Source organism: Rhizobium sp. Root1203, from assembly GCF_001424945.1.
Classification (GTDB): Bacteria; Pseudomonadota; Alphaproteobacteria; order Rhizobiales; family Rhizobiaceae; genus Rhizobium.
The window spans coordinates 88,031-110,953 of the sequence record NZ_LMCW01000013.1; the positions used below are offsets into that span (position 1 = coordinate 88,031).

At 58.7% G+C, this 22,923-nt stretch carries 19 protein-coding genes and 5 pseudogenes; 19 read left to right on the forward strand and 5 right to left on the reverse strand.

Annotated elements, in window-relative coordinates; translation table 11 throughout:
- Nucleotides 1-294: 294 nt before the first annotated feature.
- From ASC97_RS16710 to ASC97_RS16755, 10 genes and pseudogenes are all read left to right on the forward strand, one after another.
- A complete protein-coding gene (locus tag ASC97_RS16710) occupies nucleotides 295-1,242 on the forward strand; it encodes a BMP family protein (RefSeq protein WP_244481496.1) in 948 nt (315 codons plus the stop codon).
- Nucleotides 1,242-2,807 (forward strand): ABC transporter ATP-binding protein, encoded by a 1,566-nt coding sequence (locus ASC97_RS16715; protein ID WP_057469476.1) that lies wholly within the window; start codon nucleotides 1,242-1,244, stop codon nucleotides 2,805-2,807. Before ASC97_RS16710 ends, ASC97_RS16715 begins: the two co-directional genes overlap by 1 nt.
- Complete coding sequence (locus ASC97_RS16720; protein ID WP_057469477.1) at nucleotides 2,804-3,892, forward strand: ABC transporter permease; 1,089 nt, start codon at nucleotides 2,804-2,806, stop codon at nucleotides 3,890-3,892. Before ASC97_RS16715 ends, ASC97_RS16720 begins: the two co-directional genes overlap by 4 nt.
- Nucleotides 3,889-4,794: an ABC transporter permease gene (locus ASC97_RS16725; protein ID WP_057469478.1), complete on the forward strand. Its 906-nt coding sequence runs from the start codon at nucleotides 3,889-3,891 to the stop codon at nucleotides 4,792-4,794. The genes ASC97_RS16720 and ASC97_RS16725 overlap by 4 nt, the downstream gene beginning before the upstream one ends.
- A gap of 91 nt (nucleotides 4,795-4,885) precedes the next feature.
- Nucleotides 4,886-6,418 carry a gamma-glutamyltransferase gene (gene ggt, locus ASC97_RS16730; RefSeq protein WP_057469479.1) on the forward strand — a complete coding sequence of 511 codons (1,533 nt, stop codon included), beginning with the start codon at nucleotides 4,886-4,888 and terminating at the stop codon, nucleotides 6,416-6,418.
- A gap of 86 nt (nucleotides 6,419-6,504) precedes the next feature.
- Nucleotides 6,505-6,699: pseudogene (locus tag ASC97_RS34030) on the forward strand (RNA-binding protein); the annotation flags it as partial.
- A gap of 399 nt (nucleotides 6,700-7,098) precedes the next feature.
- Nucleotides 7,099-7,404 (forward strand): putative quinol monooxygenase, encoded by a 306-nt coding sequence (locus ASC97_RS34450; protein ID WP_057469481.1) that lies wholly within the window; start codon nucleotides 7,099-7,101, stop codon nucleotides 7,402-7,404.
- A gap of 32 nt (nucleotides 7,405-7,436) precedes the next feature.
- Nucleotides 7,437-7,751, forward strand: a complete 315-nt coding sequence (locus tag ASC97_RS16745) for an EthD family reductase (protein ID WP_057469482.1) — start codon at nucleotides 7,437-7,439, stop codon at nucleotides 7,749-7,751.
- Nucleotides 7,752-7,856: 105 nt separating this feature from the next.
- Nucleotides 7,857-8,759, forward strand: a complete 903-nt coding sequence (locus tag ASC97_RS16750) for an alpha/beta fold hydrolase (RefSeq protein ID WP_057469483.1) — start codon at nucleotides 7,857-7,859, stop codon at nucleotides 8,757-8,759.
- Entirely contained in the window at nucleotides 8,756-9,613 is an 858-nt protein-coding gene (locus ASC97_RS16755) for a sigma-70 family RNA polymerase sigma factor (RefSeq protein ID WP_057469484.1), read from the forward strand. Before ASC97_RS16750 ends, ASC97_RS16755 begins: the two co-directional genes overlap by 4 nt.
- Before the next feature lie 160 nt (nucleotides 9,614-9,773).
- Here the strand turns inward: ASC97_RS16755 and ASC97_RS16760 are convergent, their stop codons facing one another.
- Both ASC97_RS16760 and ASC97_RS16765 read right to left on the reverse strand, forming a co-directional pair.
- The gene (locus tag ASC97_RS16760; RefSeq protein ID WP_057469485.1) at nucleotides 9,774-10,703 is read right to left on the reverse strand and encodes an adenylate/guanylate cyclase domain-containing protein; all 930 of its coding nucleotides are present in this window, start codon (nucleotides 10,701-10,703) and stop codon (nucleotides 9,774-9,776) included.
- A 141-nt stretch (nucleotides 10,704-10,844) separates the two neighbouring features.
- Nucleotides 10,845-11,087: a hypothetical protein gene (locus tag ASC97_RS16765; protein WP_057469486.1), complete on the reverse strand. Its 243-nt coding sequence runs from the start codon at nucleotides 11,085-11,087 to the stop codon at nucleotides 10,845-10,847.
- Nucleotides 11,088-11,631: 544 nt separating this feature from the next.
- Here ASC97_RS16765 and vapB point away from each other — a divergent pair.
- A complete protein-coding gene (gene vapB, locus ASC97_RS16770) occupies nucleotides 11,632-11,919 on the forward strand; it encodes a type II toxin-antitoxin system VapB family antitoxin (RefSeq protein WP_244481497.1) in 288 nt (95 codons plus the stop codon).
- On the forward strand, nucleotides 11,919-12,320 hold the full coding sequence (locus tag ASC97_RS16775; protein ID WP_057469488.1) for a type II toxin-antitoxin system VapC family toxin: 402 nt from the start codon (nucleotides 11,919-11,921) through the stop codon (nucleotides 12,318-12,320). Before vapB ends, ASC97_RS16775 begins: the two co-directional genes overlap by 1 nt.
- 162 nt (nucleotides 12,321-12,482) lie before the next feature.
- Here ASC97_RS16775 and ASC97_RS16780 read toward each other — a convergent pair whose 3' ends face one another.
- Entirely contained in the window at nucleotides 12,483-13,403 is a 921-nt protein-coding gene (locus ASC97_RS16780; protein ID WP_162246695.1) for an AraC family transcriptional regulator, read from the reverse strand.
- Nucleotides 13,404-13,500: 97 nt separating this feature from the next.
- Here ASC97_RS16780 and ASC97_RS16785 point away from each other — a divergent pair, with 97 nt between their 5' ends.
- Both ASC97_RS16785 and tkt read left to right on the forward strand, forming a co-directional pair.
- Nucleotides 13,501-14,484 (forward strand): oxidoreductase, encoded by a 984-nt coding sequence (locus tag ASC97_RS16785; protein ID WP_057469490.1) that lies wholly within the window; start codon nucleotides 13,501-13,503, stop codon nucleotides 14,482-14,484.
- 328 nt (nucleotides 14,485-14,812) lie between these two features.
- A complete protein-coding gene (gene tkt, locus ASC97_RS16790) occupies nucleotides 14,813-16,879 on the forward strand; it encodes a transketolase (RefSeq protein WP_057469491.1) in 2,067 nt (688 codons plus the stop codon).
- Between the two features lie 146 nt (nucleotides 16,880-17,025).
- On the opposite strand, the pseudogene ASC97_RS33070 reads toward tkt, so the two are convergent.
- Nucleotides 17,026-17,615: pseudogene (locus ASC97_RS33070) on the reverse strand (transposase); the annotation flags it as partial.
- A gap of 225 nt (nucleotides 17,616-17,840) precedes the next feature.
- On the opposite strand from ASC97_RS33070, the pseudogene ASC97_RS16800 reads away from it, so the two are divergent.
- The 4 genes and pseudogenes from ASC97_RS16800 to ASC97_RS16810 all read left to right on the forward strand — a co-directional run.
- A pseudogene (locus ASC97_RS16800) lies at nucleotides 17,841-18,617 on the forward strand (DUF1932 domain-containing protein); the annotation flags it as partial.
- A 75-nt stretch (nucleotides 18,618-18,692) separates the two neighbouring features.
- A pseudogene (locus ASC97_RS35340) lies at nucleotides 18,693-18,908 on the forward strand (hypothetical protein); the annotation flags it as partial.
- 211 nt (nucleotides 18,909-19,119) lie between these two features.
- The gene (locus ASC97_RS16805; protein ID WP_057469493.1) at nucleotides 19,120-20,328 is read left to right on the forward strand and encodes an MFS transporter; all 1,209 of its coding nucleotides are present in this window, start codon (nucleotides 19,120-19,122) and stop codon (nucleotides 20,326-20,328) included.
- Between the two features lie 111 nt (nucleotides 20,329-20,439).
- Nucleotides 20,440-20,910, forward strand: a complete 471-nt coding sequence (locus ASC97_RS16810; RefSeq protein WP_057469494.1) for a DNA polymerase ligase N-terminal domain-containing protein — start codon at nucleotides 20,440-20,442, stop codon at nucleotides 20,908-20,910.
- Between the two features lie 76 nt (nucleotides 20,911-20,986).
- Here the strand turns inward: ASC97_RS16810 and ASC97_RS16815 are convergent, their stop codons facing one another.
- On the reverse strand, nucleotides 20,987-21,967 hold the full coding sequence (locus ASC97_RS16815) for a L,D-transpeptidase family protein (RefSeq protein WP_057469495.1): 981 nt from the start codon (nucleotides 21,965-21,967) through the stop codon (nucleotides 20,987-20,989).
- A gap of 247 nt (nucleotides 21,968-22,214) precedes the next feature.
- Here ASC97_RS16815 and ASC97_RS16820 point away from each other — a divergent pair.
- Nucleotides 22,215-22,672: pseudogene (locus tag ASC97_RS16820) on the forward strand (HD domain-containing protein).
- Nucleotides 22,673-22,923 lie beyond the last annotated feature (251 nt).

Genomic DNA, 22,923 nt, shown 5'->3' on the forward strand with positions numbered 1-22,923 from the left:
GTCGATGCAAGCGTCATGCCATAGCGGGAAAGCCCGGTCTGCTGCAGAAGATGGCGGTCCACGCACCCGGACTGCAGATCAATTGTGCAGCATTGAGCTGGATCTGGGCAATAAATAATCATTTACTTACCTAGTCGCTGCACAAGCCAAAAATACATGATGATAATCAAACAGATATGGAAGTGGCATGGGCTTTGCGTTCACTTTTCATTGGGAGCTAAAGCGGTCCATCCGCCATCGTTCCGGCGTTCAATCAACAAAGGGAAGCAAATGATCAAACGGCGAAATGTTCTCATGGCTATGACCACGCTTGCGCTAGTTGGGACGAGCCTTGGTGGCGCGATGGCGCAGACCCCGTTGTCGGTCGGTATCCTTATTCCGGGATCGAAGACCGACAAAGGTTGGATGGAATCGGGTTATGACGGTCTCGTCGCGGCGCAGAAGAAATATGGCGACAAGATCGCCGTTCAGATGATTGAAAACATCAACTATGCAGATATGGAGCAGGCGCTTACGCAGCTCGCCTCCTCCAACGCACTGGTGATAGGCGTCGGCGGCCAGACCCAGGCTGCGGTGATGAAAATCGCGAAACGTTTTCCCGACATCAAGTTCTCGATCGTCGGCGGCAATGCCGGCGCCGAACTCCCAAACGTCGCCGGTTATGATGTGAAACAGGCCGAGATCGCGTTCGTCGCAGGCGCGGCGGCCGCGCTGCTCTCGAAGAATGGCGCAGTGTCATATGTCGGCGGCATGGAACTCCCGTCGATTGTCAACGCCGGCAAGGAATTCGGTAACGGCGCGAAATACGTCAACCCGAATGTCAAATATTTCGAAGCCTATACCGGCGACTTCGATGATCTGGCGAAGGCCAAGGAAGCGACGCTGACGGCGATCGCGCAAGGTGCGGACGTTCACTATCACATCCTGAACCTCGGCCTGCGCGGCATGGAACAGGCCGCCAAGGAGAAGGGCACCCACATCATCGGCTCTTACACCAATTATTGCGGCACCGATCCACTCTATTTGGCATACTCGATCACCGGGGTGGGCTTCCAGGTGAAGTATGCGATCGACGAAACGGTCGGGGGCACCTGGAAGGCCGGTTACAAGCCCTTCGGCTTGGCGATGGGCCCGGATGCCTCCGACATGGCTGTCTGCAACGGCACCGACGAAATGGCAAAGAAGCTCAAGGCCATCATCGAGGACATCAAGTCCGGCAAGATCAAGGTGCTGGAGGGCTGATGCGTAGCGAGAGAAGCATAGGGGCCAAGGCAGCGCCGCCACTCCTTTCGTTGAAGGGTATCGGCAAGCTCTTCGGCGCGTTCGAGGCACTGGCGGGAATCGATATCGATTTTCACCCTTTCGAAGTCCATTGTCTCCTGGGCGAAAACGGCGCTGGGAAATCCACCCTTTGCAATCTCATCTTCGGCATCAATCGCCCCAGTGCTGGCGAGATGATTCTCGAGGGCAGACCCTACCTGCCCTCGAGGCCGCGCGACGCGCTAACAAGTGGCATTGCCATGGTTCACCAGCATTTCAGCCTGGTGAATGAACTGTCGGTCATCGATAACCTCTTGCTCGGCCGTGGCTTCGGGCGGCTGGACAGAAAAGGCGAAAGTGAACGGCTCGAGGCGATGTCGCGGCGTTTCGGCCTTGAAATTTCGCCGGCCGCGATCGTCGGCGACCTGTCGGTCGGCCAGCGACAGCGGGTCGAAATCGTCAAATGCCTCATGAACAGTCCGCGCGTCCTGGTGCTCGACGAACCGACCGCTGTGCTGTTGCCAGACGAGATCAGTGCCCTGCTCGGTATCTGTCGGCAGGTGGCCGAAAGCGGCTGTGCCGTGGTCATGGTCACCCATAAGCTCGCCGAGATCGAGCGCGTCGCAGATCGGGTCACCGTTCTTCATCGCGGACGAATTGCCGCTCGGTCAGATCGGCCCGCGTCCGAGATCAGCCGGCTTGTCGGAGCAATGATCCACCGTCCCGACATCGATCCGGATGCGGTGATCGGTGCCCGAGCCGTTGCCTCCCGCAAGCCTAAGACTCCCGTACGCCCGACCCGTGAAGCCATGCAGATAGACGGGATCACCGTTGTCGATCGTCTTGGTGTCAAGCGTCTCGACGACATCACTCTGACGGTCGGTTGCGGCGAAGTGGTTGGTATCGCCGGCGTTGAAGGCAACGGCCAAAGCGAACTCGGCGCCGTCCTTGCTGGCCTGCTGAAGCCAAGCCAGGGTCGTTGGTTTGCCGGGAACCGAGAACTCACAAGGGCGACCCCGCGCCAGATTACCGGGGCGGGCGTCGGTATCGTGCCGGAGGATCGTCATGCGGTCGGAGCGATCTCCAGGATGTCGCTGGCGGACAACATGTTTCTCAATCGCATGCATCAGTTTAGCCGATTCCGCATGATCGACCGTCGTGCGCAGCGAAAGGAGGCGGAGCAGGCAATGGCGCGTTTCGATGTCCGCGCCGCCGGACCGCTCGTGCCTTTTGGCAGCCTTTCAGGAGGCAACCAGCAGAAGGCGGTTCTCGGGCGTGAACTGACCACGCAGAATCTCAACTTCCTGCTTGCCGCGCAACCGACGCGGGGCCTGGATGTCGGCGCGATCGAAGCGGTCTACGGGCTGGTCCGCGATGCCGCCGATGCCGGCGTTGGCGTACTTCTGATTTCATCTGAACTGGACGAATTGATTTCCGTCGCCGACCGGATCCTTGTCTTCTATCGTGGGCGGATCGTTGGTGAACATGTCGCGCGGCCCGAGAACGGCCACGCTATCGGGGCTCTGATGTCGGGGCAGGCAGCATGAATGCAAGCGCGACAGCAAATCCAACATCCCTTTCACCTCTCTCCGTCCTTCTGCCCGTGCTTCTTCCGGGCGCTGCCGTGCTTGCGGCCCTGGTGGTGGGGATGATCGTCGTGGTCTCCATGGGTGTAACGCTCGACAAGGCGGTCATGGCATTCTATCGCGGCGCTTTCGGCAACGCATATGCGATCTCGGCCTCGCTCAACCGCGCGGTCGCGCTGGCGTTGGTCGGAGTTGGCTTCGTCATCGCCAACCGTGCCGGCCTGACCAATGTCGGCGGCGAGGGCCAGATCGCCATTGGAGGCATCGTCGCCACCGCATTCTGTCTGATGCCCGCAATGGCAGACCTGCCCCTCGGGCTGGCCTATCTCCTGCCACTACTTGCTGCATCACTGGCCGGCGGGCTTTGGGGTGGGATTGCCGGGGTGCTGCGGGTCAAGGCAGGCACCAATGAGGTTATTGCCACCCTCCTTCTGTCCTTTATCGCTGTCTGGCTTCTGTACTGGTGCGTGCAATCGGAGAACCTGTTGCGTCAGCCAATGACCAGTGCGGCGACATTACCCGAATCGCTTGCCATTCCAGAGGCGACCCAGGTGCCGTTGCTGACCGGATCCTACAGCTCCCCGGTAACGCTTGGCCTGCCCATCCTGCTGGGGATTGCAATCATCGCGGCAATCCTGTTGCGCAGGTCGCTTTATGGCTTCGCCTTAAGCGCCGTCGGGCTGAACCCCGTTGCCGCCGCCCGGGCGGGTGTGGCGGTCGGCTTTACGGTCGTCTCGGCCATGTGCCTCGCCGGTGCATTGGGCGGGCTGGCAGGCGGTCTGATGCTACAGGGTGAGCAATATTCTCTAAAGGCTGGCTTTTCCTCCGGCTACGGTTTCGACGGCCTGGTGGTCGGCCTGTTGGCGCGCGGATCGGTGACGGGCGTGATTGCCGGCGCATTGCTGTTCGGGTTCCTGCGTTCGGGGGGCATTTCCATGGAAATGGCAGCCGGCGTGCCTTCGGCGCTCATCGACGTGCTGCAGGGCCTGATCGTCCTGACGATCGCCAGCGCCGCTTATTATCTCGAGCGGAGAATCGCACGATGACGGCAGAGCTCTTCACCCTGTTCCTCGCCTCAACAGTCCGGCTCGCGGTCCCGCTTTTGTTTGCGGCGACTGGAGAACTCGTGTCCGAGCGAGCGGGGGTTGTCAACATGAGCGTCGAGGGCATGATGCTGACCGGCGCTTTCGGTGGTGCGATGGGGGCGGCCTACACCGGATCGCCAATGCTCGGACTCTGCTGCGCCATCCTCGCTGTGCTGCCCCTCGCTTTGCTGCAATCGGTGATGACCAACACGCTGCGTGCCAATCAGATTGTCACCGGCATCGGCATCAACATCATGGCTCTCGGCCTGACGACACTGGGCTACCGAGCCCTTTTCGGTGCAAGATCCCGTGACATCATCCCCGGCTTCGATGCCTGGTCGCCGCCATTGCTCGGACAAATACCGCTGGTGGGGGGCGTTTTCCAACAAGTGTGGCTGTTTTACCTGGCAGCCGTCATTATCGCTGTCGTTGGCTACGTCCTGGCACGGACCGGCCTAGGCATCGTTTTGCGCGCCGCCGGCGACAACCCGCAATCGGTCATCCGCTCGGGCGCGCCATTGAAGGGTGTCCGGCATGCAGCCGTGATCTTCACCGGTGTGATGTCGGCCCTTGGCGGCGCCTTCCTGTCGATCGGCGACATTCACACATTTACCGAGGGCATGACAAATGGTGTCGGTTACCTGGCGATCGTCGCGGTGATCTTTGGCAGTTGGCGGCTCTGGCGGACAGTGGCCGCCTGCCTCCTGTTCGGCGCGGCAACCGCACTGCAATTTCAATTGCCGGCCTTTGGCATTCATATTCCGAATGCCCTGCTGATCATGATGCCTTATCTGCTGGCGTTGCTGGCTGTTGCAGGTGTGGTTGGCCACCAGACAGCACCGCGGGCGTTGACCCAGAATTAAAAAAACACCCCAATAAGACGAAAGGGCAGGAATCGTGAGAGAACGCAATTATATAGACCCCGGCCGCTCACCGGCCATAGGCGAAAACGGAATGGCGGCAACCTCGCACCCGGCCGCGACGCTGACAGCGATCGACATTCTGCGAGCAGGCGGCAATGCCATCGATGCCGCTCTGGCGGCGGTCGCTGTTCAAAGTGTCGTCGAGCCGGCGATGACCGGCATCGGCGGCGATTGCTTTGCGATCGTTGCCCCAGCCGGAAAGCCTATCATTGCGTTCAACGGATCTGGCCGATCCTGTGCGGGGGCTGATGCTGAGCGCTTGCGTGCGAGTGGCTTGTCGCGGATCGATGAAGAAAGCCCGGACGCCGTCACCATTCCGGGCGCGGTCGATGCCTGGTGCCAGCTTTCGGAGACATACGGGCGAATGGAACTCGCCGAGATCCTGGCGCCGGCCATTGCTCTTGCGGACAATGGCTTCCGCGTTGCCGGCCGGGTAGCCTACGATTGGGCGCGCGAAGGTAAGCGGCTGGAGCACCATGAGGCGGCGCGTACGCAATTCTTGCCGGGTGGCAGGGCGCCGACGACCGGCGACCGCTTTGCCATACCCGCATTGGCCGCCACCTTGCGGGCGATCGCCGCCAATGGCCGTGCCGCCTTCTATGAAGGCAGCGTCGCCGAGGAAATGGTCGGCGTGCTTCGCGAAAGCGGCGGCCGCCATACCGTGGATGATTTCTCACGCCATCGCGGCTTTGCGACCGAGCCGATCGGTGCGGATTTTCGCGGCCGTCGTGTGCTGGAGTGCCCGCCAAACGGCCAGGGTCTCGCCGCTCTGCTGATTGCCCGGATCCTCGACGGTTTCGATCTGTCGGATGACGCCGTAAGCGAGGCGGATCGTGTTCACCTCCTGGCTGAAGCCAGCAAGGCGGCCTATCATCAGCGTGACCTGCTGATCGCCGATCCGGACCATATGCAGATTTCCGTCGAGGAGGTTCTGGGCGAACGTTTCGTTTCCGCATTACGATCCAGAATACGAATGGACCGGGCAAGCAAAGCATCGATCTGGGACGGTCCGGTTCATCGCGATACCGTCTACCTATCGGTCGTCGATCGTGACGGCAATGCAGTTTCGCTGATCAATTCGCTATTCTCCGCGTTCGGCAGCGGCATCTACGCACCGGTATCGGGGGTCCTGTTGCAGAACCGGGGAAGCGGCTTCTCACTGAATGAGGGTCACGCCAACGAACTCGCGCCGCGAAAGCTGCCGTTGCACACGATCATTCCGGGTATGGTAGTCCAAAATGACTTACCCGTGATGCCCTTCGGGGTCATGGGCGGTCAGTTCCAGGCAACGGGCCATGCACATTTCCTCTCGCACCTCTATGATCGCGGATTCGATCCGCAGCGCGCCAACGAGGCGCCGCGCAGCTTCTCCTTTGACGGCAGGTTGTCGCTTGAGCCCGCGTTCGGAGATAAGGTCCGCGCCGACCTGGAAGAGCGCGGCCACCGGACGGAATGGGCAAAGCAACCGATCGGCGGCTGCCAGGCCATTCTTATCGACAGGGTCCGAGGGCTCCTTGTCGGCAGCTCGGATCACAGGAAGGACGGCTGTGCGCTTGCCTACTGATACCCCAAGAGCTAAATGCTCGCGCCTCCAGAGTGATAGCCTGCGGATCCCTCGCTCAAGTGGCGCGGCGTCACTGGAGGTTTTTAAAGGCCTGGACCGCGCTTTTTGACAATTCGAAGGTCAAAAGCGTGGCGGGCACCTTTACGTGCGCGGAAAACCTTGAGGAAATTCTGGCGGAGCCGGTCATGCACCTCAAGCAGCGTCTGGCCAAGAACCGCCCGCCAAGGGGTGAACTTGACGATTTGGTTGATCGCATTTGTCTCGCGCAGAGTGCTCTGGGCTCAGCAGGATCGTCAACAGCCAAGGTGGAGATCCAGGACCTCGAGCACGAGGGATTCGGCGCACATATGCCGATCTTCCCTCGTCATATCGCCGTGAGCCACAGATCAGGAACGAGCCACAGGGGCATTCTTGTGCGCTGCTTGGCTTGACGAGGTTGTGACGCGCAACCCGGACCGACAACGCCCATGGGCGGCCGCCGCAAAATTTGCCGGGAGAACCTCTCGGCCTTACGTCCATGTCCCCTGATCTTGAGAACACCTCGGGTCGGCTCGTCGCTGGCGTTGCAAAAGGGAAAGCAAACGTCATCGAGACGGCTATCTAAAAAAATCTTCTGCATCGCGATCCGTTTCGACCAACCGGTTCGTCCTTGCTATGTCCGAAACAGAAGGAGATATGTGATGTCCGACGCATCCGTTATTTTGATCAGTCTGCTAAAGTCCAAACCCGGGACGCAAGATGCGTTGATCGCGCTGTTGAAGCAAAATGTCGACATGGTGGTCTCGACCCTCCAAGGGTGGAAGACGACCCGGCTTATCGCGGCAGCGGACGGTGCCGGTGTTGTGATCTACTCCGAGTGGGAGACGCGAGCGGCCGTCGAAGCCATGCGCAGCGATCCGCGCATGAAAGCCTATTTTCCAAAGATCATGGAGCTGGCGAGCTTCGATTCTCTGCTGGGCTCGGCGGTATTGAGTGAAACCCGGTGACGGCAACACGCAAGCAACAAGGGAGAGCCGCAATGGCGCGGATGGTCGTAATCTACCGGACACCAAAGAACGTCGAGGCATTCGACAGGCATTACTTCGAAATCCACGTGCCTCTCGCCAAGACGCTTCCGGGTCTCAGAAAATACGAGGTTAGCGATGGCCCCATCGCAACGCCGGTAGGTAGCACTGATGTTTACCGGATCGGGACTTTGCATTTCGATGATCTTGCTGCCATCGAAAAGGCGTTCGCAAGCGCGCAGGGACAAGCGGCAGCGGCAGATCGCCGACTGTTCGCGCCGGATGATTCAGGCGTCCAGATGTTCCTTTTCGCCAACAGGGAAGTCTGAGGCCCACCCACTCGGTCCGCGTCGGCCGGTGAGGCTAAACTTGCCGGCGGCGCCCGTATATTCAATGTCGTAAGGATGGTAAATTCAAAGGGAGACGGTCACGCGATGTCGGCAACCAACGCAGTTTTTGTCCTCGTCCACGGCGGTTGGCATGACCGTTCGGCGTGGAACAAGGTTACGCCAATACTTGAAGAGAACGGCTTTACGGCATTGACGCTCGACCTTCCCGGCGCAGGGAGCAATACGGTCGCACCGACGTCGCTTGGTCGTCGTCCGTTCGACCCCGCAGCCTTTGCTACCGAGTGGTCGCCCATTGCCGGCGTGACGCAAAAGGAGCGGACAAAGGCCGTCGTCGCGTTGGTAGCGGAAGCCTCATCTCTCAGTGACGGCAAGGTTATCCTGGTCGGGCACTCGGCTGGCGGGATGACGATTTCGGCGGTCGCCGAGCAGGTTCCAGACCTGCTTCGCGCGGTCGTCTATCTTGCCGGGTTCCTGGTGCCGAAGGGCATGGCGCTCCTCGAGATGCTCCAACACGAAACCCTGTCTTCAGCACTGTCGCCCGGGTTGTTCGTGGGAGACCCCGCGGCCATTGGTGCGACAAGGATCAACGCAAGGCCCACCGACGAAGCCTATCGTTCGCTCCTCAAGGCTTCGTTTTATGCTGACGTGTCAGAACCCGAATTCGCGCAGGCGGCGTTGCAGCTTCATTGCGACGAACCGAACGCCGGCGCTATGGCCCCATCTGACATTACGACAGAGAGATTTGGCAGGGTGCAGCGCCATTACGTCCGCACGACACAGGATCGGGCCATTCCTTTGACCGGCCAGGATCACATGATTGCGACGGTAGACGGCGCCATCGGCGGAAAGACGATAACCCACACTTTGGAAAGCAGCCACTCGCCCTTCCTGTCACAACCGGCCGCCCTGTCGAAGATTCTCATAGACATTTGTCTTCAATCCTTGACGGAAAAGAAGGTAGACGCCCTGGAAGGCTCTAATACATGAACGCGGCCGAATTCGAGGATCGTCTGAACGTGCTGCGGCCACGCCTCCATCGCTACTGCGCGCGCATGACGGGATCGGCGGTCAATGGGGAAGACGTGCTGCACGATACGCTCGTGAAGGCCCTTCACGCACGAGCAGAGGGCGCCGAGGTCAATAATCTCGAGGGCTGGCTGTTTCGCATCGCCCACAATACCAGCCTCGATTTCCTGCGCGTCAGCGCCCGGACAAAGGGAGTTCCGCTCAGCGAGGACGTCGAAGCGGCGCCCATACCCGAGGTGGATATCGTCGCGATCAGCTTTCAGACCTTTCTTCGGCTGCCTGAACTTCAGCGCTGCGCCGTTATCCTCAAGGATGTTCTGGGGCATTCGGTCGAAGAAATTGCTGATATCGCCGGTTGCTCTCCGGCAACTGCCAAATCGGCGCTTCAGCGCGGGCGTGCTGCGCTGCGGCTTTTCGCGCAGACGCCCGAAGACACCCGACTTCCGCTGATGTCTGTTTCGGACCGACGGAAAATGACCGCCTATGTCGATCGGTTCCGGAGCGGCGATTTCGACGCAATCCGCGCCATGCTCGCCGATGAGGTGAAGCTCGATCTCGTGAACCGGCTGCAGCTCGAAGGACGTGACAAGCTTGTTCCCTATTTCACGCGGTATGGCGAAGTGACGAAATGGCGGTTCGCCCTCGGCGCGGTTGAAGGAAAGCCGGCCATGCTGGTCTTTGACAGTACCGGCTCAATGGAAAGGCCTTCGCATTTCGTCCTGATCGACTGGTCGGAAAACGGGATTATCGGGATCCGCGATTTCTTGTTCGCGCCTTATGTGATCGAAGCCCTGGATTGGGTGCGGCTAGGTTAAGAGGTCATGGTCCCGTTCTCGGCATAGCCGCAACGGGTATTCAGGGTTGGTCTCCCGGCCGTAGGGCAAGTTCCTTGAGGCGCTCTTTTCAGCGAAGTCGTGCTGCTGCGCGGCCAAGCTATCTGGTGCCGGCTTTAGGAGCTCGAGGCTGCCTTTGTCATCATTCAGCGTTTCCACGAAGATCAGTGATCATGATATTCGCAAGGTCGCGGAACTGCCCGTTCGGATATTTCGCCAGGTAGGCTTCCAGCATATCGGCATTGTCGGTCTCTCGAACGGTCTCCCAGAATGCGAGTTCAATGTCCGGATCGCGTGCAGCCGTCCCGCCGCTATCGAGCCGCGCATTGGCCAATTCAACGAATTGTCCATCGGGGAAACGCTGCAGATAGAGACTGTACTCAGCGGGATCGTCGCTTTCCTGCACTGACTTCCAGAAGACGACCTCGACACCATCACCCAGGTCATCGCTGTCGCGTTCCTCGGAGGACGACTGCTCGACAAAGGACGATTGCACGGTTCTTTCGACATCGGGTGCTGCCAGATCAATCGCAGGATCACCGTCTGGATCGAATATGACACGGAACACGCGAAGGGGCCTCGCTATGTTCTTGATGTTATGCTCGCCCAGATCCTCGAAGGTCGCATCGACCCGATCACGAAGGTGATCTCGTACGCCCCTTGTCACACAGATGCCTCCCACGTCCGAAAGTCCCTCCAGACGGGCGGCTATGTTAACGCCATCGCCGAAGATATCTCCATTTTTGACCAATACGTCGCCCACGTTTATCCCGATGCGAAAGTTCATTCGCCGGTCCTCAGGAAGCTCCGCATTGGCACGCACCATCGCCTGCTGGATTGCTACGGCCGAGTTGAAAGCGTGCACGATGGATGGGAATTCGGCCAGCACACTGTCGCCCGCGGTGCCGAATATCTGTCCGTGCGCCTTTTCAATGAGGCCGTCGATAATCGTGCGATGCGAGGTCAAGGTCGCCAGCGTCTGTTCCTCGTCAATATTCATAAGCCGGGAGTAGCCCTCGACATCGGCGGCGAGAATGGCAGCTAGCTTTCTTTCCAGTGGTGGGGCTTCCATTCGAGCGATCCTATCCGATGACAGCGCCAATTTTACCATAACCGCCCATCGTGCGCGCCAATGAGCAGGGGTGAAGCAACCTCAAGAAGCCCGCGTGGCGGCCATGCGGTTGCTCGGGTTCATCGAGGATACTGTCTCCTCTCAGGGCACGGACACTGAAAGTGCCTTTGCGTGGGCCAGCGATGCGGAGCGGGGAGGTTCGCCAATGTGGGCCGGATCGGAAGGCGAAATGGAGCCGGTGATGCCGCGATCGACAGTCTCGCCCCACTGCGACCAGGAGAACACTGCGACCCCAAGGACGACGCCAATCGTGACAATCCATGCCCCAACTGACGCCCGTATGGATGCGTCTGTCCAATTGTACCTGTGGGTTCCAAAGCGCATTGCCTGTCCTCCATCAAGGCCTCAAGGGTGAAGTTTGGCGGCGGTCATCTGTAGACGGCTTGGTTTCTGTCGCAGCCATGAGCAGATCGAGTTCGACTGAAGACGGGCTAAAGCCCTGGAAAGCTTTTTTGCCGTCTCCTGGGGCGCGCGATACTTGTTTTGGAATTCCTCTAGTGAATACGGCGCGCCTGGAAGCACGCGGCGTCTCTCGAAAGGTAGATCCATGGTCATGGGGTCATTCGTCCTCGGTTTTCGAATTAATCCGATGCGGGGGGAAAAGTTCCGCGCAATAGTCATCGGATCGAGGAGAAGGGTTCGTTGGCCACGCCGATAGACCAGAGGAGAAAAGGTGGCATCCTGATCAACATCGATGGGCCAATTGGAAAGGAGAACTAAAGCTGGAGTGACGGTCGGGCCACGGAACGATCGCTCCGCATTCCGGCATTAAGGTCAGCTGCGAAACGACCAAGGCCGCTTAACGCGATGTCTCCACCTCGCCGATACCTTTTTTGGCATCGGGAATGTACACACTGAGGATGTACATTTGGCAATTAATGGAGGTACAGCACATCCACGTACACACAAGGATGATGCTATGCACACCACCAGAGCTTTCAAGAACGGAAATTCCCAAGCCGTGCGTATTCCCGCCGATCTGGCCTTTGACCGGACGGATGTCGATTTGGAGATCGAGCGCGTCGGCGACGAGCTTCGCATCCGCCCGGTGCATCGTTCCCTAGCCGGCGTTATGGATGTCTTTGCCCGCTTTTCTCCAGATTTCATGCGCAATGGAAGAGAGTCTCACGAGCAAGGCGAGCGGGATAAGATCTGATGGCGCGCTACATGCTCGATACAAACATGTGTATCTACCTGATGAAGAACCAGCCGGAGCAGGTCGCCCGCCGCTTTGCCAGTTGCTATGTGGGTGACGTGGTGATGTCCGCCATTACCTTCGCGGAACTCGAGTGCGGTGTTTCCGTATCCGATGATCCGGCGCGAGAGCTTGATAATCTCACAGCACTGGCTGAGTTGATCACAGTAGAACCGTTTGGGATCGCGGCAGCGCGTGCCTATGGTCCGGTTCGCATCGCGACGAGAGACCGGAAGAAAGATCATCTCGACAAACTGATCGCGTCGCATGCGATCGCCCTGAATACAGTCCTGGTTACCAACAAGACGCGCGATTTCCTGGCTTATCCCGGACTGAAGCTCGAAAACTGGCTCGACGCCTGAGAGCCGGAGAACCAGGTCACCCAGTCAAAACATTGTTTCAGATGGCCCACGCGGCTAATCAGCGCTGAGGTAATAGATCGGTCAGATCCGCGTCACCACGCCGCTCAACTGCGACGTATATTTCCGGCTCCGAGCCGGCGGACATTCCGCCGGCCTTGCATTTCAGACCCGGCGCCTGATGCGCGTCTGATAATGTTTCGGCGCGCAGCCCATGGCCCGCTTGAAGGCGGCGCTGAAGGCACTTTCTGAATCATAGCCGACGGAGAGGGCGATTTCGGACAATCTTGCGCGATCCACCGAAACAAGTGCGCGGGCGGCAAGCCGCATGCGCCAGCGCAGCAGATAATCGAGCGGAGGCCAGCCGACGAGCGTCTTGAAACGCAGCGCGAAGGCAGTACGCGACATTCCGGCCTCCTTGCCAAGCATCTCCAGCGTCCAGCGCTTTGCGGGCTCTGCATGCAGAACTCTAAGTACGCGTCCTATACGCGGATCGTTCAATCCTTTGAGCCAACCAGGGCTCGATCCTCCCTCCCGCGCCATATGAAGGCGCAGTGCGTTGACGAAGAGAATATGACCCAGGTGCTCCGACACAAGCGAGCTGCCCGGACGCATGTCGCTGAGTTCCTTGGCGAGCTGGTTTAGGGTCCAGCGCAGGGTCGCCGCTTCGTCGGCTCCGGCTGGGATGTGCATGACCGGCGGCAAAACACCGGTCAGCAGGACCTTATGGCTTTCGTCGAACGTCAGGCGTCCACCGACCAGGAATACGTCTTCATGCGGGCCGTAGCGTGCCACGCGCGTTTTCAGGTCGACAAAAACCGTTCGGGCATCCTCGCCCTCCAGGGTGAGATCGCTTCCGAGCCAATAGGGCTGACCGGTCAGCAGATAGCAGTCGCCTTTTTCAAGGCGAAAGGGATGAGGCTCCCCTGAAACGCGCAGCCAGCCGCCGCCACGGGCTACGGCACCGAACTTGATGCCTTCATAGACACGCGGAAAATCTAGCGCCCATTCTCCACCCGAGACGACACCATATGTATCGACGCTTTTTGGCTGCAGCAGAGCCAAAATATCAGAGAGAGGGTCCATAATCTGAACGATCCAGCAAGAAATCGGGATTTTCTTACATGGATCATCCTGCATGATCAACCTATACCGGCGTTGCATTTGAAGAAGGAGTTTTTCCATGGCGCCAGAACAGAGAGCAATCCATTCCGGATTCGGGCCCGCGACCACCGCAAGCGAGGTGCTCGGTGGTCAGGAGTTGACCGGCAAAATCGCGATCGTTACCGGTGGCTATTCCGGCATCGGCGTTGAGACGACACGCGCACTTAGCGAGGCTGGGGCCACGGTCATCGTCCCCGTCCGCACGCCGGAAAAAGCCAAAGCCAATCTGGCGGGCATCGCGCGCGTTGAATTTGCGCCGCTCGACCTGCTCGATCCCGCGTCGATCGATCGCTTTGCATCGGATTTCCTGAAAAGTGGCCGCCCGGTTCATATGCTGATTAACAGCGCCGGCGTCATGGCCTCGCCGCTGGCACGCGACGCCCGTGGATACGAAACACAGTTCTCGGCCAACCATCTCGGGCATTTCCAGCTTGCGACCAAGCTCTGGTCGGCGCTTGCGAAGGCAAACGGGGCGCGCGTCGTTGCGGTTTCGTCACGCGGTCATCGGTTTTCCGGGGTCGATTTCGACGATCCGAATTTCGAGCGGCGTGACTACGACAAATGGAAGTCCTATGGTCAGTCGAAGACTGCCAATGCGCTTTTTGCAATCGGCCTCGACAGGCGGGGCGAAAGCTCTGGCATACGCGCTTTCTCCCTGCACCCGGGCGCAATCATCACGGATCTCGTGCGGCATCTCACTGACGATGATTTCAAAAGCTTCGGCATCGCCCGCCATGCCGATGGCAGCATGGACGTCAGCGAGGAAAGCCAGCGCACGTTCAAGACGGTGCGGCAGGGAGCTGCCACGTCCATTTGGTGCGCGACGAGCAGTCAGCTCGACGGAATGGGTGGCGTCTATTGCGAGGATTGCGATATCGCCGAGGCCGTTCCGGAAAGTCACACAGGCCCGACCGGCGTTTCGCCCTGGGCTTGCGATGCTGTCCTCGCCGAGAAGCTGTGGGGGCTCAGCGAAGCGCTAACTGGCTCAAGGCTTCCGGCGTAACATCACCCCTGTGGAGCCGGTCGCTTCGACCGGCTCTTCGATCCGCGTACTAAAACGGATTCAGGCGACGGTACCATCTGTCTATCGCTCGAATTTGCCCAGCTCAACCATTCAACTGCTGACAGGTTCTGTCATCTGTGACGCGGCTCAAGCACTGGCACGTAGCGCGAGAAGGTGTCGACCACCGAGCTATTGTAGTCGTTGCAAACTGAATCAGACGCGTTGCCTAACGCTGCTTTCTTCACTGCTCGTACGCAAGAATGACTGGCTCGGTGGATAGGTTGCCCTATGTCCCCATGATCACTCGTATTCATGGCCAGGTGAGATCATGACCGAAGCAATCCCGACAGTTTCCGCACCTAGAGACCAGCACCTGCGAGATCTCGCCAATTGCATCCGGTTTCTTTCCATGGACGCCGTTCAGAAAGCAAAGAGTGGCCACCCAGGCATGCCGATGGGCATGGCGGACATCGCCGCAGTCTTATTCTCGGAGTTCATGAGATTTGATGCGGGCGATGCCTATTGGTACGATCGGGACCGTTTCCTGATCTCGAACGGCCACGGATCGATGCTGCTCTACAGCCTGCTCTATCTGACAGGCTACAAGGACATGACGATCGATGAGATCAAGAACTTTCGTCAGATCGGGTCCAGGACGGCCGGTCATCCGGAATATCACCACGCTACTGGTATCGAGACCACGACCGGTCCGCTGGGGCAGGGTATTGCGAACTCTGTCGGTATCGCGCTGGCGGAGCGTATCATGAACGCGAAGTTCGGCGACGACCTCTCCAGCCACTACACCTATGTATTTAACGGCGATGGCTGCCTGATGGAGGGCATCAGCCAAGAGGCAATCGCGCTCGCAGGCCACCTGAAACTCGGCAAACTCATCCTCTTCTGGGATGACAACTCAATCTCTATCGACGGCGCGACGAGCCTGGCGGAGTCCGATGACCATCAAGCACGTTTCCGGTCTGCAAACTGGCATGTCCAACAGATCGATGGCCACGACACCGATGCCATCCGCGCTGCAATCAACGAGGCGCAGAAGGTCACTGATCGACCATCAATGATCGCTTGCAAGACGATCATTGGCTTCGGCTTCCCGACGAAGGCGGGAACCCAGAAGGCGCATAGTGATGCGCCGGGCGAAGACGAGATCGCTGGCGCACGAAAGCTTTTAGATTGGCCTTCCCCACCTTTCGAGATTCCATCTGACATTCTGCGAGCATGGCGGTCGATCGGCGCGAAAGGTCAGAAGGACAGGATGGCATGGGCTCTTCGCGTGCAGAATGCAAAGGAAGACATCCGCTCCGAATTCGAACGCCGCATGAAGGGTGAGTTGCCGTCCGAGTGGCGCAAGGCGATCGAAGCGGCAAAAAGCGAGCTTTTGGACGGCGGAAAGGATTTGGCTACCCGCCAGGCTAGCGGCACCGTCCTGAATCACCTTGCAACAGTCCTGCCTGAGTTAATTGGCGGCTCGGCCGACTTGACGCCCTCAAACAACACCAAGGCGAAGTCGCAGGTCGAAATTGCTCCCGGCAAATACGACGGGTCTTATGTGCACTACGGCGTTCGGGAGCATGGAATGGCGGCCGCGATCAACGGGATCGCGTTGCACGGCGGGCTGATCCCGTACGGCGGCACGTTCCTGACCTTCTCGGACTATGCTCGTCCAGCCATTCGACTGGCAGCCATGATGGAAATCCGATCGATCTTCGTCATGACCCACGACTCGATCGGTTTGGGCGAGGACGGGCCCACGCACCAGCCCGTCGAGCATTTATCTGCACTGCGAGCGATCCCCGGGCTCGCTGTCTATCGGCCAGGAGACCCGATCGAGACAGCTGAATGCTGGGAAGCGATCCTCGACGCGCCACGCCGCGCGGCCCTCATCGCCCTGTCCAGGCAACCGATGCCGTTGCTTCGCAAGGACCCTGGAAGCGAAAACCTGTGTGCGAAAGGTGGATACGTGCTGCAGGAAGCCGAAGGTGGCGATCGTCAACTAACGATCATGGCGACCGGCTCGGAACTTCACTTGGCAGTTGAAGCGAGGATCCAGCTGCAGGCGAAAGGTATCGCCACGGCCGTTGTGTCGATGCCTTGCCGTCTGTTGTTCGAGGCTCAAACGCCGGAATATAAACATCAGGTCTTGGGACCGGGGACTGCGCGTGTTGCCGTCGAAGCTGCCGTTCAAGACAGTTGGGATCGATACCTGGGGTTCAACGGGAGGTTTGTTGGGATGCGTAGCTTCGGCGCATCCGGAAAGATCGACGACGTCTACAACAAATTCGGGATCACTGTGGATGCGGTGGTAAGGGCGAGCGAGGACGCTGTGGCGGCGGTCGCTGCAGAGACGGGATTCCAGATCGACGCCACTGATGTTGAATGAGATCGCAGAGCGATAGTGATTGAGGACGAACCACCTGTCCACTCGTCGAATGGCGCGGCAAGGCAAGCTAGTATTGTCAGTGCCCCGTTGGCATTGTTGGGCAAAATCTAAACACCTTTCGGCATCCGGGGGCTATGATCGCGGTGATCGGCGGCTCGCCGCTCCCTGTTAAGAAGGGCAGCAATCCGCCCATAGCCATAGGTCGGCCGAGCATCCACGAGTCTGCGAATGGCAGGCAGCAGCTCGGCATCGTCCGCTTTGAGATATGGTCCACGCGGCTTGGGCCTTGCCTTTGAGACGCTCAGCAAGATTGGAACGTGACACGCCCAGGACGTCTGGCACCGTCTTTATCGGGAACCGTCCTTCGGCAACAAGATCGTTCGCGATATCGGTTTTTTGAGTGGGCTTTGGAAAGGGCTTCGCGGAGAATCTCGTTCTCCAACGTCTTGCGCCCGAGGATGCGCTCAAGCTCGCGCAGGCGATCTTCCAGCTTCTTCACCTCGGAATTGCCGATTACTGGCTCATCGGAATCCACAGCCACCACACCTCCCTCGCTCAGGAGCCTGCGCCAACGATAAAGAAGATTTGGCGCAACTCCATGCCGCCGAGCCGCAGAGGAAACGGTCTCCCCTGGGGCAAAGCTTTCCTCGATGATCTGCAGTTTGCGTTCTGGTGTCCTGCGCCTCCGCCGGACGTCACCGATCATCAGGTCAACCTGTCGAAACTCGTTAGACATAAGCCTATCACCCAGCCTGTGCTTGAGCCTTCCTGCTTATGCTGAGTGTCCGGTCGAAAGTGGGGGCAGTTCAATGAGCAAAAGACGTTCTAGGCGTGGGGCAGATGCGCTTATTGCTGACGAAGGCATATGAGGCTGAAAACCGTCCATGCGACATTCGTCGCCGAATGGTGACTTCGGGTGCGATGCTTGCACCGAGCGCCGCCGCCTCTAGTTCCAGATCGAATGGAATTGGGGAGAGTTGCCGTGACAAGGATCGCAGTTATCGGAATGGGAGCAATGGGAAGTGCCGTTGCAATGGCTCTCCTGTCTTCGGGCGCGGAGATCGTCACCTACCTCACGGGACGCTCGCCCGAAACGCGAGATCGCGCGGCAGCTGCGGGCATTCGTGACGTTGATCTGACGGAGTTGGTCGAGGGGGACGTCATCTTGTCAATTGTGCCGCCGTCTCAGGCGATAGCGGTGGCCGAGCTGGTTGCGATGGCAATGCGCCCCAACTCTCCGGCCATCTTTATCGACTGCAATGCCGTTTCACCCCAAACAATGGGCAAGGTCGCTCACGCATTCGACAAGGGTAGTACGAGGGTGCTTGACGGCTGCATTATTGGCGGGCCGCCGGAGGCAGGACAGCCCGGCCCGCGCTTCTATGTTAGCGGTGGTGCAAAAGAGATAATACCGGTTCTCGTCGAATACGGCTTGGATGCACGGTTCCTAGATAGCGGCGTTGGCGCAGCCTCGGCCCTTAAAATGTGCTACGCGGGCATTAACAAAGGCCTGATAGGTCTGGGCACCTCGATGCTGCTGGCCGCGGCCAAGAGCGGAGCGGACAAGGCTCTGATGGCCGAGCTTTCTGAAAGCCAGTCGCAACTCGTCGCGAAGTTCGCCAAGGGCATCCCCGACATGTATCCGAAAGCATACCGTTGGGTTGGCGAAATGGATGAGATTGCTGCGTTTTTGGGGTTAGATAACCCCGCTGCCGATATATTCGCTGGGATGGCGGGTGTCTTCCAACAACTGGCGACTGACCGCACCGGTAATAGCGACATGGCGACGACTTTGTCCGAGATGCTAGCCCGACGAGCTGCTGACGGTAGCATCAATCGCTACGATGCCTTGAGCAACGGCAACTTTGACGAAGGCAGTAAGGGCCTCGAACCGGTCCGCAGTGCTCGGGAAAGCCACGATAGGAACCAGCTGGAAGCTGAGCTGGAGGAGGGGCTTGAGGACAGCGTCCCGGCCAGTGACCCGATCTCGGCTACCGTCACAAGTATCCCGGGAAGTACAAGGACGTAAGGTCTCTGTGACTTCTCCCGCTCCGACACCAATCGGCGTCGTCCGCTTGGTCGATCCTGAGACGGGCGGCAACGGCCGCAAGATGTCTGCGAGATTGGCTGGCAAGATGTCGTGCAAGGTGAGGGCGGCCGTTGGCAAATCGATGCCGAGCGAGGCTCGCTCGTGATGCTCAAAATGCAACATAGGGTGGCTCAAGAGAGGCGAACTTTCAATGCAACAGGACGTTGACGTTGGCAGCAGCTCTGGAACGCAGCTTTGGCTTGTCCCTCATTTCGTGCCGATAATGATTGCCGTCCTGTTGGCGATGGTGGCTGAAGCGATGGCCGGGAGCTACCTGGCGCTGCTTGCCGTCCAGAGAGTCGGAATGTCACCTTTGGAGCTGAGCGCCTTCCTGACGTTGCCTGCTGCAATAGGGCTCGCGGTTACGACGATGTTCGGCCATCTACAAGATCGCAACCCGGTCGTATGGCCGTTGCTTCTGTCGCTGTTGTCAAAGGTGGTCGGTCTAGCACTCTGCGCTTACATTACCCAAACCTGGTTGCTGATACTGAACGCAGGGGTTCTTTTCGGGCTTGGTACGGCTTCCTTCTCCCTCTTGTTCGCAGTGGCAAAGGCCCACCTCGATCAAGCTGGCGGCTCGACGGTGTCTCAGGGAATGGCAGCCTTGCGGTTGATCGCGTCACTTAGCTGGACGATTGGGCCAGCGCTTGGCGCGGTCCTGATCTCAGCGAGTGGGTTCGAAGGCGTGTATGTCGGGGCAGCCCTGTTAGCAGCATGTTCGCTTGCTATCGTATCGCTTGCGCGGATCAGGTTGGTGCCTCCAGATCAACAGGAAAAGGTGGAACTCACAGCGAGCCTGCTGCTATCCGCCGCCCCACTTGTGCTTGCACTAGCAGCCTTCCACACCGCGATGTTCATGGGATCGAACGCGATGTCGATAGTGGTAGCGCAGGACATTGGCTCAGACCGCGATGTTGGCTTCTTGTTTAGCCTGTGCGCTGGGTTGGAGGTGGTGGTGATGGGAGCCTTCGTCGCGTGGCCGGGCCTATCGTCCAAGCGATGGCTGCTTTTCGTTGGGTTTGCTCTTTTTGCGGCCTACTTTTGTATGGCAATCATTTGGCCAACGATGTTGAGCCTTTACCTTGGGCAACTACCACGGGCAGCGGGCATTGGAGTCATCAGCATCGTCGGAATGCAGATGGTGCAGGATATCCTACCTGGTCGGGCAGGCGCCGCGTCCGCGCTATTTGGTAATACAATCAGTGTCGGCTTCCTGTTTTCGGGACTCGGCACCGGGACTTGGGCAAATTCCTTCGGGTACTGGTCTCTGTTCGCACTCTGTGCAGGGCTCTGCATCTTCGGTGGGGCTGCGCTACTTTATCAGTTAAGTCGTTTTCATTCGCCACAGCTGAGGGGCTGAGGCATTTCCTGTAATACGCCTTGCCGTTCGATAGCGGTGAGACTAGGCTTTCATCGCGGTAGCCACAGAAGGGGTTTGGGGGCATTTCGACTCTCAGGCGAAATCGAGATCATGGCCGACAACCTCACCAAGTACCGAGAAAAGCGCGATCTCAAGAAGACGGCGGTACCTAGCGGCGGAGCCTCTGTCAAATCGTCAAACGGGCGCCGCTTCGCCATTCAGAAGCACGATTCCACTCGTCTCCATTACGACCTCCGGCTGGAACTCGATGGCGTCTTTAAATCCTGCGCCGCCACCAAAGGACCGTCGCTCGATCCCCAGGACAAGCGGCTTGCAGTTGAGGTCGAGGACCAGCCGCTCGACTACGGCGATTTCGAAGGCACGATCCCGAAGGAGCTTTATGGTGGTGGGACGGTCCTGCTTTGGGATCGCGGCTATTGGGAGCCGGAGTTAAACAAGAGCCCGGAGCAGGCGCTTGCGAAGGCGACTTCAAGTTCACTCCTCGAAGGGACCGGCTGCACGGTTTTCGTGTTGGTCCGTATGCGGGGCAACGAGGACGAGAAGCGAACGAACTGCTCCTGATCAAACACCACGACGACTATTCGGTTGAAGACGACGGCGCTATCCCGATTGGGACGAGCCGTTTCTCCCTCCGCATTTATTTGCCGAATTCTACGACAACTCCGGGTTTGACCAAGCTCGCCAGCTCCTCGACGTCCCAGTTCGTCAGGCGGACACATCCATGGGAACCGGCTTTGTCGATCAACGAGGGCTCCGGCGTTCCATGGATGCCATAGGTCGGCTCTGACAAATCGATCCAGACGGAGCCAACCGGATTGTTTGGCCCGCTGGGAAGCGTGAGCTTCTCTTTGTTTTTGCCTTGCTGAAAGTTGATCTTGGGATTGTACTCGTAGGTCGGATTGCGGGCGACCCCGTTGACCTTGTGCCTGCCGGACGGGGAAGGGTTGTCCTCGCTGCCAATTGTTGCTGGGTAAACCGCTATGACCTGGTCTTTATCATCGAAAGCAAATAGCTGCCCGTCCTTTCGGTGAGCTTCGATCCGCTTGACGTTGCCAGTTCGTGGGGCGCCGACAATAGCGACCGTAATCGTCTCACCGGCTGAGAACTGCGCGGTTGGGTTCAACGCATGCAGAAGGTCGATGTCCATGTGGAACCGCTCGGCAAGCTTCTCGGCGACGCTTGTGAATCCAAGGTGGTCCATTTTGGCTTGCTCGGCATAATCCTTCGGAATTTCAGCGACAAGATCGACTCCGTCGTCCGGCGCGATGATGTAAGGCCCGATAACTTGTTTGTCGTCATTCAGGCGAGCCGCGACTTCGACGTCCAGTTTTCCGTCAGCAGGCAGACGCTGCATGGTCTCATATCCGGCAATGGCCTTCCTCACGTTGTCGCCATCGAGGCCATCGATGACGCCTGGAGACGCCCCGGCGCGATCCAACAAGACCTGAAGATGAATGATCGAGGGATCCGGCAGCGGTCTCTGCTGCTGATCAACCAGCCTGTTTGGCGAAGCGAAGATATCGGCGTTATTGATCGCGTCGGGCGAAAGGCCCTGCGCATACACGGCAGAAAGGGAGTTGAGCGATATCACTGCGCTGAGCAGAATTCTTTTCATCATTTCCCTAAAAGATTCCAGCGCTATAGATGTTCCAAGTGCCTCATTGAATTGTTTGCAACCGGCCGGTTTGGCGACTTCCGGCATGATTTTCGGAACAGTTTAATGGTTTCGAAGTTGGACTTTTGAGATCGCGTCTCGTGTCAATCGGACACGGCAGGGATGGTGGACGCAGAGGTTTTCCGGTTTCTCCCTGCGGGCAACGAAGCGCCAGGCGAGGCCGCGATTTCATTTTTTTGAGGAGGATGCGATGCCGCTGGACCCGGTGCAGCATGCGATCCAGGTCGCTTTCGAAGCTCATAGAGACCAGTTCGACAAGCCCGGTCGCCCGTACGTGGAGCATTGCCGACGGGTAGCCGCACTCGTCTTGGGCGCGCGGACGAGCGCATAGTGGCCCTCCATGACGTGGTGGGACAGGCTCCTGGCTGGACGTTGGACCGGCTGCTGGAGGAGGGGTTCTCCTCTGCAATCGTTGATGCGGTGGACGCACTCACGAGGCGAATGGACGAAGCCGAGGACGATTTTATGCGCCGCGCTATCGCCAATCGTCTGGCCCGACCAGTCAAGCAGGCCGATCTCGAAGACAATCTCGTTCAAGCCGAGCAAGCTGGTCTAGATACCGAAAAGTTCTTGCGGGGCTTGGAAATCATTCTACTGACTTGGCGCCGTTCCATTTCTTCAGGCATGGACGATCTAAGATACAGCTAGCGGCGACCCTGCATTTGGATCGCCGCTTGCAAGTCAGTCGGGATTGTTTAGTCCCACGTCATTCTTCAACCAGTCCGACAAGTTTTCTGATTTGACCGGGTGAGATGGGCGGGCCAGTTTAAAAGGAAACAGGATTAAAGCCGTGAGTGCCTTGGTAATCCCCCCGTTTTTAACGGGGCTCCGCAGTAGAATTCACGCGGCCATTTTCAGTTTCTGTGCGGGTGTTATGCCGCCGATGCCCATATTGGGCC

Bases quoted from the DNA above. Each gene is read 5' to 3' on its own strand.
- ASC97_RS16715 (WP_057469476.1), top strand. From the start codon at position 1,242: ATGCGTAGCGAGAGAAGCATAGGGGCCAAGGCAGCGCCGCCACTCCTT.
- ASC97_RS16765 (WP_057469486.1), bottom strand. From the start codon at position 11,087: ATGCGCTTTGGAACCCACAGGTACAATTGGACAGACGCATCCATACGG.
- ASC97_RS16785 (WP_057469490.1), top strand. From the start codon at position 13,501: ATGGCGCCAGAACAGAGAGCAATCCATTCCGGATTCGGGCCCGCGACC.
- ASC97_RS34450 (WP_057469481.1), top strand. From the start codon at position 7,099: ATGTCCGACGCATCCGTTATTTTGATCAGTCTGCTAAAGTCCAAACCC.
- ASC97_RS16710 (WP_244481496.1), top strand. From the start codon at position 295: ATGGCTATGACCACGCTTGCGCTAGTTGGGACGAGCCTTGGTGGCGCG.
- ASC97_RS16745 (WP_057469482.1), top strand. From the start codon at position 7,437: ATGGCGCGGATGGTCGTAATCTACCGGACACCAAAGAACGTCGAGGCA.
- ASC97_RS16750 (WP_057469483.1), top strand. From the start codon at position 7,857: ATGTCGGCAACCAACGCAGTTTTTGTCCTCGTCCACGGCGGTTGGCAT.
- ASC97_RS16760 (WP_057469485.1), bottom strand. From the start codon at position 10,703: ATGGAAGCCCCACCACTGGAAAGAAAGCTAGCTGCCATTCTCGCCGCC.
- ASC97_RS16780 (WP_162246695.1), bottom strand. From the start codon at position 13,403: ATGGACCCTCTCTCTGATATTTTGGCTCTGCTGCAGCCAAAAAGCGTC.
- ASC97_RS16720 (WP_057469477.1), top strand. From the start codon at position 2,804: ATGAATGCAAGCGCGACAGCAAATCCAACATCCCTTTCACCTCTCTCC.
- ASC97_RS16805 (WP_057469493.1), top strand. From the start codon at position 19,120: ATGCAACAGGACGTTGACGTTGGCAGCAGCTCTGGAACGCAGCTTTGG.
- ASC97_RS16810 (WP_057469494.1), top strand. From the start codon at position 20,440: ATGGCCGACAACCTCACCAAGTACCGAGAAAAGCGCGATCTCAAGAAG.
- ASC97_RS16755 (WP_057469484.1), top strand. From the start codon at position 8,756: ATGAACGCGGCCGAATTCGAGGATCGTCTGAACGTGCTGCGGCCACGC.
- ASC97_RS16815 (WP_057469495.1), bottom strand. From the start codon at position 21,967: ATGATGAAAAGAATTCTGCTCAGCGCAGTGATATCGCTCAACTCCCTT.
- tkt (WP_057469491.1), top strand. From the start codon at position 14,813: ATGACCGAAGCAATCCCGACAGTTTCCGCACCTAGAGACCAGCACCTG.
- ASC97_RS16775 (WP_057469488.1), top strand. From the start codon at position 11,919: ATGGCGCGCTACATGCTCGATACAAACATGTGTATCTACCTGATGAAG.
- ggt (WP_057469479.1), top strand. From the start codon at position 4,886: ATGGCGGCAACCTCGCACCCGGCCGCGACGCTGACAGCGATCGACATT.
- ASC97_RS16725 (WP_057469478.1), top strand. From the start codon at position 3,889: ATGACGGCAGAGCTCTTCACCCTGTTCCTCGCCTCAACAGTCCGGCTC.